The sequence below is a fragment of the Cellulomonas sp. B6 genome (assembly GCF_001462455.1).
In the GTDB taxonomy this organism is placed as follows: domain Bacteria; phylum Actinomycetota; class Actinomycetes; order Actinomycetales; family Cellulomonadaceae; genus Cellulomonas.
The window spans coordinates 1-7447 of the sequence record NZ_LNTD01000243.1; the positions used below are offsets into that span (position 1 = coordinate 1).

Here is a 7447-nt window from a genome sequence, read left to right on the forward strand (position 1 = left end):
GGTCGTGGAGGGCGACCGCCCCCGCCGAGCCGTGCCCGCCCCACCGCGCCACGGGCGCACCCGGCCGTGGCGGCGCGACGGACGCGTCAGCCCCAGCCGAGCGCGTGCAGCCGGTCGTCGTCGATGCCGAAGTGGTGCGCGATCTCGTGCACGACCGTGACCGCGACCTCCTCGACGACCTCGTCACGGTCCTCGCAGATCGCGAGGGTCGGGTTCCGGAAGACGAAGATCCGGTCGGGCAGCGAGCCCGCCGCCCAGAACTCGCCCCGCTCGGTGAGCGGGGTGCCCTCGTAGAGGCCGAGCAGCTCGGGGTCGTCGGCGGGCGCGTCGTCCTCCACGAGCACCACGACGTTGTCCATCATCGCGGCGAGCTCCTCCGGGACCTCGTCCAGGGCGTCGCGCACCGCGTCCTCGAACTCCTCACGCGTCATCTCGACCACGCCACCATCCTGCCTGGTCACGGCCGCGACGGCAGGGGGTCGGGGCGTCCGCAGCGGGAGCCACGAGGATCGTTTTTGGCGATCGGCCGCGGACCCCGTATGGTTATCACCGGTCTTCCGACGCCTCGACGTCCGGGGCGGACAACCCGCCCTCATCGTCTAGCGGCCTAGGACCCCGCCCTTTCACGGCGGTAGCACGGGTTCGAATCCCGTTGGGGGTACGAGCACAGCAGTACAGCACGAAGCTTCACGGCGACTTCGGTCGCCACGAGGCCCCGTAGCGCAGTTGGTTAGCGCGCCGCCCTGTCACGGCGGAGGTCGCGGGTTCAAGTCCCGTCGGGGTCGCTGCGAGGGCCGACCGAGAGGTCGGCTCCCTCGTATCGAGGCTCTGTAGCTCAGTTGGTAGAGCGTTCGACTGAAAATCGAAAGGTCACCGGATCGACGCCGGTCGGAGCCACACCACACCGAAGACCCCCGGGGAGACCCGGGGGTCTTTCGCGTTCCAGCCACCTGCGCAGGTCGGCCCGCGGCACGACGTCGTGCACGACCGGCACCGGGCGCGTCGCACGTCGCGGCGACGCCCGCGTCGGCGCCCCGACGCGACCTCACCCGTCCGCCGCCGTTCTCGGGCCCATCGTCCCGTCCGTCGACGCCACCTGCGTGCCTACCGTGGGAGCACAGGCCCACCGACCGAGGACACCCCGTGACCGCCACGAGCGAGCGACCCCGTACCCGCCTCTTCGACCGCATCACCGACCCGCTCTCCGAGCGCACGCGCGACAAGATCGTGCGCGCCGAGGACAGGGTCCGCGCGGCGGTGCAGCACGAGCTCGACGCCGTGAGCCGCAGCGTGCGGACGCGCGCGGTGCAGATCCGCCCGTCGGCGATCGCGTTCGGCGTCGCGGCGCTGCTCACGGCCCTGGGGATCGCGCTCTTCGCGTTCGCCGCGGTCGTCGCGCTCGCGCAGGCCGTCGCACTGTGGCTGTCGGCGCTGCTGGTCGGGGGCGCCCTCGTGCTCCTCGCCGCGGGTGCGGCGGCGTGGGGTCGGGCGATGCTCCCCGCCGGCCCGAGCCTGATCCCCGTGCCCCCGAGCACCCACCCCGCCGAGGAGCAGGTGCACCCCTGGTCCGACTGACCGGCACGCTCCGCCGGCTCCCTCCGCCCCGGGCCGACCCGCGCGGCACACCGGACGCCCGGCTGGCCTCGCGCGAAGCCGGGCGGACCAGCAGACTGAAGACCTCCGGCAGCACCCGTCCCCGCAGGTGAGGAAGGTCGTCGAATGGTCACGCACTCCGGATGGGCGAGCGACGCCCGCCCCGACGCACCGCAGGACCCGCGGTCCCTGGGGCAGCTCGTCGCCGACCTCAGCGAGCAGGCCGCCCGCCTCGTCCGCGCCGAGATCGACCTGGCGAAGGCCGAGCTCGCCTCCAAGGCCAAGCAGGTCGGCATCGGTGCGGGCCTGCTGGTCGGCGCCGGCGTCCTCGGGCTGTACACGCTGACGGCGTTCATCGCGACCGCCATCATCGGCCTGGCGAACGCCGTGCCCGCCTGGCTCGCGGCGCTGATCGTGTCGGTCGTGCTGCTGCTGATCACGGCCACCCTGGCGCTGCTCGGGCTCCGTCACCTCAAGCAGGGCACGCCGCCCGTCCCCGACCGCGCCATCGAGAACGTCCAGCAGGACGTCGAGGCCGTCAAGAAGGGCTTCCAGCAGTGAGCGCCGACGACACCACGCCGACCCCGCACATCGCCGCCCTCGAGGCGGAGGTCACGCTGTCGCGCGAGCAGCTCGCCGCGACGGTCGACGCGCTCGTCGACCGGGTCCACCCCGCCCACCAGGCGGAGAGGGCCAAGGCGCGCGGCCGCCGCCTGTGGTTCGACGCCACCGACCCCGCAGCGCTGCCCGAGGACCGCGACCACGCGCGCAAGGTGCTGCTCGTGGCGGGTGTCGTCGTCGCGGTCGTGGTCGCGGGGGTCGTCCGCAAGATCGTGCGCTGAGAGTCGCGCGGGGCCGCTCACGGTCTCGCCGCCGCGCGAGGCGACGATCCGCTGCGTACGACGACGGCCGCGGTACCGGGCTCGGGGTCACCGAGCTCCGGTCCGCGGCCGTCGTCGTGCGGTGCTACGCCCGCTGCGGCGGCGGGGCTGCGCGTCGTGGTGACGACGCACTCGCCTCCGACGCCGAGCGGGAGCCCTGGGCGCCGCGCGCACTCCCCCACGGTGCGCGTCGTCCGTCCCAGGGCGGGCGGTACCGACGACGTCAGACGTCGGTTCCCCGCGGCTGCGGGACGCCGTTGAGCAGGTCTCGCACCTCGGACTCCCGGTACCGGCGGTGACCGCCGAGCGTCCGGATCGACGAGAGCTTGCCCGACTTGGCCCAGCGGGTCACCGTCTTGGGGTCGACACGGAAGAGCGTCGCGACCTCGGACGGCGTCAAGAGGGCCTCTGCCTCTGACGAGTGGGTGGACACTGTTCTACCTCCTTGCTCGTGACCCGGCGACGAGCTCAGGCCGGATCCGGGACTGCCCCGAGGGGCACATCGGTCGTCTCACGAATCTGACACATCGGGCACTCCAGGACACCTCGGCTCCGTCCTGACGGTCGTCGAATCGGTTCCGTCGACCTCTCAGTCCGTCGCCACGACCCTGGGGCGCCGTCCGTTCCACGACCCTAAACCCCCGCGAACCCGGACACATCTGGGCGTCGTTCGCCACCCGAATCGCCCGTTCGTGTGACATCCGTCTCGGCGACATGCACCTCCCGGCACCCGGACGCACGTCCATCAGCGTGCTGACCAGGGCGAACATCTCGGAGTCGGTGGTCACCCATGCCTTCGGAACGCGAACGCGGCCGTCAGAGGCCCTCCGCCCCACCCGAATGCACCCCAACTGTGACGTACGTCACATCACGCGGGTCCGCATTGTGGTATCTAGGTGGTCGAAGTCCGGACCTCCGAGGCTCCGCAGGCACCCGTGCAGTCACAGCGGCTCGCAGCCCCCTGTCATGCGCCCCGTGATGCGCCGGGGCCGGTCCGGACGCGTCGCGGCACCACCGTGTCCGACCCCACCCGCCCGCAGGTGGTCGGAATGGATCGCGAGCATGTACCGTTGCCACACGAAGAGACTGAACAGCACCCCGGGGCCGCACGTGTCAGCACGGAGCCGCCCCGCTTCCACGTTAGAGGGGGTCGATGCCATGGGGCGCGGCCGTCAGAAGGCAAAGCAGACGAAGGTCGCTCGGGAGCTGAAGTACTTCAGCCCCGACACGAACTACCGAGCTCTCGAGCAGGAGCTCTCGTCTCGCGGCCACAACGACGTCGTCACGGACACCCGCCGCACCGCGGTGGACACGGACGACACCGAGCCCGCCGGCTGGGACCGCTGGCCCTCGGAGGACGACGAGCGCTAGCAGCGCTCGGGTCGCTCGCGCACCTCGGACGTGCGCCCGCCGACCGCCTCGTCCGGCTCTGACGTCGGGTGCTCGTCGTCGTGCGCCCGCACGGTCGTCGACCGTGCGGGCGCACGCGCAGCCGGCGGGTCCGCACGGACCGGTGCACGCGCGCCGAGCCCGGCACCGCGGCACCTGCGACGCGCTCCCTCGTGCGCCCGACCACGTCGAGCTGCGCCCGAGCGACGTGCTGGACGCCGCCGCGGTCGGGAGCGGGCAGAGCTCGGGCCGCCGAGCCGGGCCGCCGTGCTGCACAGCGACCACGCCCTGCGTCGCCGCCGCAGGCGCCCGGCGCGCGCCGTCCCGTCGCCCGAGGCCGGCGGGACGCGCCGTCGGACCGCGCCTCAGGCGGTGCGGTACGTGTCGTGCATCCGCACCGCGCCGCCCTGCACACCCTTGGTGCCCGCGACCACGTCGGCAGCGGTCGCGTCCTCGTCGCGCCACGGCCGCACCGACCCCAGCACCCACGCGGGCATGCCGAGCTCGCGTGCCGCACGCTGCACGTCGTCCGCGACGTCGGCCGCGACGACCGCGACCATGCCGACACCGAGGTTGAGGGTGCCCTCGAGGTCTCCCCACGGCACCTGGCCGAGTCCCTGCACCATCGAGAAGACGGGCGGCAGGACCCACGACGCGCGGTCGACGTCGGCGACCAGCCCCGCGGGCAGCACCCGCGCGACGTTCGCCGCGAGCCCACCGCCGGTGACGTGCGAGAACACGTGGACGCCCGCCACCCCGAACCGCTCGACGAGCGCGAGGCAGTCGGACGCGTAGACACGCGTCGGCTCGAGCAGCTCGGCGCCCAGCGTGCGGCCCAGCTCGTCGACGTGCCGGTCGAGGCCCCAGCCCGCGACCTGCACGACCCGGCGCACGAGCGAGTACCCGTTGGAGTGCAGCCCGGACGAGCCGAGCGCGACGAGCACGTCGCCCTCGCGCACACGCTCGGGCCCCAGCAGCTCGTCGGCCTCGACGACGCCGGTGGCGGCGCCCGCGACGTCGTACTCGTCGGGCCCGAGCAACCCGGGGTGCTCGGCGGTCTCACCGCCGACCAGCGCCGTGCCCGCGACCGTGCACGCGGCCGCGATGCCGCGCACGACGTCGGCGATGCGCTCCGGCACGACCCTGCCGCACGCGATGTAGTCGGTCATGAACAGCGGGCGTGCACCGACCACGACGATGTCGTCCACGACCATGCCGACCAGGTCGAACCCGATCGTGTCGTGCACGTCCATGGCCTGCGCGATCGCGACCTTGGTGCCGACGCCGTCGGTCGACGTCGCGAGCAGCGGCTTGCGGTACGCCGTGAGCGCGGACGCGTCGTACAGCCCGGCGAACCCGCCGACGCCGCCGAGCACCTGCGGACCGTGCGTCGCGCGCACGGCGTCCTTCATGAGCTCGACGGCCTTGTCGCCGGCCTCGGTGTCGACCCCGGCCGACGCGTACGTCACCGGCTGCGGGGCGCTCACGGGTGCTCCAGCGCGGACGCGCCACCGGACGTGGGGACGATGGAGAGCAGACCGTCCTCGGGCTGGCCCAGCGGCAGCTGGTTCTGCTCGAGCAGGTGCTTGCCGAGCTGCTCGGTCGGCGGCAGCTCGATGGGGTAGACGCCGCTGAAGCACGCCGTGCACAGCTGCGACGCGGGCTGCTCGGTCGCAGCGATCATGCCGTCCTCCGACAGGTATCCGAGCGAGTCGGCGCCGAGCGACTGCGCGATCTCGCGCACCCCCAGGCCGTTCGCGATGAGCTCGGCGCGTGACGCGAAGTCGATGCCGTAGAAGCACGGCCACTTCACGGGCGGCGCCGTGATGCGGATGTGGACCTCCGCGGCGCCGGACTCCCGCAGCATCCGCACGAGCGCGCGCTGGGTGTTGCCGCGCACGATCGTGTCGTCGACGACCACGAGCCGCTTGCCGCGGATGATGTCCTTGAGCGGGTTGAGCTTGAGGCGGATCCCCAGCTGGCGCAGCGTCTGCGACGGCTGGATGAACGTGCGCCCGACGTACGCGTTCTTGGTCAGCCCCTGACCGAACGGGATGCCCGACTCAGCCGCGTAGCCCACGGCGGCGGGCGTGCCGGACTCGGGCACGGGGATCACGAGGTCCGCCTCGACGGGGTGCTCGTTGGCCAGCCGCCGCCCCATCGCGACGCGCGCCGCGTGCACGGACCGACCGTTGATCGTCGTGTCGGGCCGCGCGAGGTAGACGTACTCGAACACGCAGCCCGCGCGCTCGATGGGCGCGAACCGCGTGGAACGCAGGCCGTCGGCGTCGATCGCGATGAACTCGCCCGGCTCGACCTCGCGCACGTACGACGCACCCACGATGTCGAGGGCCGGCGTCTCGGAGGCCACGACCCAGCCGCGCTCGGTGCGGCCGAGGACCAGCGGGCGCACGCCCTGCGGGTCGCGCGCCGCGTACAGCGTGCGCTCGTCCATGAACACGAGGCAGAACGCGCCGCGCAGGCGCGGCAGCACCTCGAGCGCGGTGGCCTCGAGCGTGTGGTCCGGGTCGCCCGCGAGCAGCGCCGTGATGAGCGCGGTGTCGGTGGTGTTGCCACGCGCGAGCTCGCCGCGCCGCTGGCTGCCGTACCGCTCGGCGACGAGGTCGACGAGCTCGGCGGTGTTGGTGAGGTTGCCGTTGTGGCCGAGGGCCACGGTGCCGGCGGCCGTCGGGCCGAGCGTCGGCTGCGCGTTCTCCCACGTCGACCCGCCGGTCGTCGAGTAGCGCGTGTGCCCGATCGCGATGTGCCCCTGCAGGGCGTTCAGCGCGGTCTCGTCGAACACCTGGGAGACCAGTCCCATGTCCTTGTAGACGAGGAGCTGGGAACCGTTCGACGTCGCGATGCCAGCCGACTCCTGACCCCGGTGCTGGAGCGCGTAGAGCCCGAAGTAGGTGAGCTTCGCGACCTCCTCACCGGGTGCCCAGACGCCGAAGACACCGCAGGCGTCCTGCGGGCCTTTCTCGCCGGGTAGAAGGTCGTGGTTGAGACGTCCGTCTGCGCGGGGGGCCACGGGACCATGGTCGCACACCCCGCCGGGGGTGGGTCCACCCGGTCCGGGAGATGTCGCGCGCACCGCGCTCGGGGCACGTCCTCGCAGGTCAGGGGCGCGCGGACCGCTGCGATCGCCGCGCGCTGCGTCGGTCGACGTACGCCGCGACGCCCCCGCCGACGAAGCAGCCGACGACCGCACCGGTCAGCGCGAGCAGCCAGCGCACGCCGTTCTGGCCGCCGAGGAACGGCAGCACGCCGCCGTCGTCGGACGTCACGCCGCTGCTGCCGGCGGTCGCGAGCGCGACGACCAGCGCGACGACCGCGCCCACCAGCGCACCGGTGACCATGAACGCCCGGTACCGCGGGGCGCGCCGCACGGTCGCGGGCGTCGCGATCCGCTCGAGCTCGGCCTCGGACGGCACGCCGTCCGCGGGCACCACGGCGGGGACGCCGTCCGCGGGCACCACGGCCGGGACGCCGTCCGACGACACGTCCGACGCCGGTGCCGGTGCCGCTGCCGGGTCCGTCGGGACGACCGCGTCGGGGACGCCCGCGCCGGGGGCGGTCTCGTC

Annotated in this window: 9 protein-coding genes and 3 tRNA genes; 7 read left to right on the forward strand and 5 right to left on the reverse strand. The window is 73.4% G+C overall.

Features of this window, described 5'->3' with window-relative positions:
- Nucleotides 1-86: 86 nt before the first annotated feature.
- Nucleotides 87-431, reverse strand: coding sequence for a metallopeptidase family protein (locus tag ATM99_RS17320; protein WP_062102568.1), 345 nt, complete (start codon nt 429-431; stop codon nt 87-89).
- Nucleotides 432-588: 157 nt separating this feature from the next.
- On the opposite strand from ATM99_RS17320, the gene ATM99_RS17325 reads away from it, so the two are divergent.
- From ATM99_RS17325 to ATM99_RS17350, 6 genes are all read left to right on the forward strand, one after another.
- A tRNA-Glu gene (locus ATM99_RS17325) sits at nt 589-661 on the forward strand.
- A gap of 50 nt (nt 662-711) precedes the next feature.
- A tRNA-Asp gene (locus tag ATM99_RS17330) sits at nt 712-785 on the forward strand.
- Between the two features lie 39 nt (nt 786-824).
- A tRNA-Phe gene (locus ATM99_RS17335) sits at nt 825-897 on the forward strand.
- A gap of 246 nt (nt 898-1143) precedes the next feature.
- A complete protein-coding gene (locus ATM99_RS17340) occupies nt 1144-1575 on the forward strand; it encodes a phage holin family protein (protein WP_062104058.1) in 432 nt (143 codons plus the stop codon).
- Between the two features lie 144 nt (nt 1576-1719).
- Nucleotides 1720-2154 carry a phage holin family protein gene (locus tag ATM99_RS17345; protein ID WP_062104059.1) on the forward strand — a complete coding sequence of 145 codons (435 nt, stop codon included), beginning with the start codon at nt 1720-1722 and terminating at the stop codon, nt 2152-2154.
- The gene (locus tag ATM99_RS17350) at nt 2151-2435 is read left to right on the forward strand and encodes a DUF3618 domain-containing protein (RefSeq protein WP_062104060.1); all 285 of its coding nucleotides are present in this window, start codon (nt 2151-2153) and stop codon (nt 2433-2435) included. The genes ATM99_RS17345 and ATM99_RS17350 overlap by 4 nt, the downstream gene beginning before the upstream one ends.
- Nucleotides 2436-2697: 262 nt before the next feature.
- On the opposite strand, the gene ATM99_RS17355 is transcribed toward ATM99_RS17350, so the two are convergent.
- Nucleotides 2698-2907 (reverse strand): BldC family transcriptional regulator, encoded by a 210-nt coding sequence (locus tag ATM99_RS17355; protein WP_062104061.1) that lies wholly within the window; start codon nt 2905-2907, stop codon nt 2698-2700.
- Nucleotides 2908-3632: 725 nt separating this feature from the next.
- On the opposite strand from ATM99_RS17355, the gene ATM99_RS17360 reads away from it, so the two are divergent.
- Nucleotides 3633-3845 carry a DUF3073 domain-containing protein gene (locus ATM99_RS17360; RefSeq protein WP_062104062.1) on the forward strand — a complete coding sequence of 71 codons (213 nt, stop codon included), beginning with the start codon at nt 3633-3635 and terminating at the stop codon, nt 3843-3845.
- A 383-nt stretch (nt 3846-4228) separates the two neighbouring features.
- Here the strand turns inward: ATM99_RS17360 and purM are convergent, their stop codons facing one another.
- The 3 genes from purM to ATM99_RS17375 all read right to left on the reverse strand — a co-directional run.
- Nucleotides 4229-5350, reverse strand: a complete 1122-nt coding sequence (purM, locus tag ATM99_RS17365; RefSeq protein ID WP_062104063.1) for a phosphoribosylformylglycinamidine cyclo-ligase — start codon at nt 5348-5350, stop codon at nt 4229-4231.
- Nucleotides 5347-6894, reverse strand: a complete 1548-nt coding sequence (gene purF / locus ATM99_RS17370; protein ID WP_062104064.1) for an amidophosphoribosyltransferase — start codon at nt 6892-6894, stop codon at nt 5347-5349. Before purF ends, purM begins: the two co-directional genes overlap by 4 nt.
- 88 nt (nt 6895-6982) lie before the next feature.
- Nucleotides 6983-7447: hypothetical protein (locus tag ATM99_RS17375; protein WP_223305247.1), on the reverse strand; the 465-nt coding region annotated here is incomplete at its 5' end.

What these genes read in the sequence shown, in the direction of transcription:
- ATM99_RS17320 (WP_062102568.1), bottom strand. Translation starts at nt 431, where the DNA reads ATGACGCGTGAGGAGTTCGAGGACGCGGTGCGCGACGCCCTGGACGAG.
- ATM99_RS17345 (WP_062104059.1), top strand. Translation starts at nt 1,720, where the DNA reads ATGGTCACGCACTCCGGATGGGCGAGCGACGCCCGCCCCGACGCACCG.
- ATM99_RS17360 (WP_062104062.1), top strand. Translation starts at nt 3,633, where the DNA reads ATGGGGCGCGGCCGTCAGAAGGCAAAGCAGACGAAGGTCGCTCGGGAG.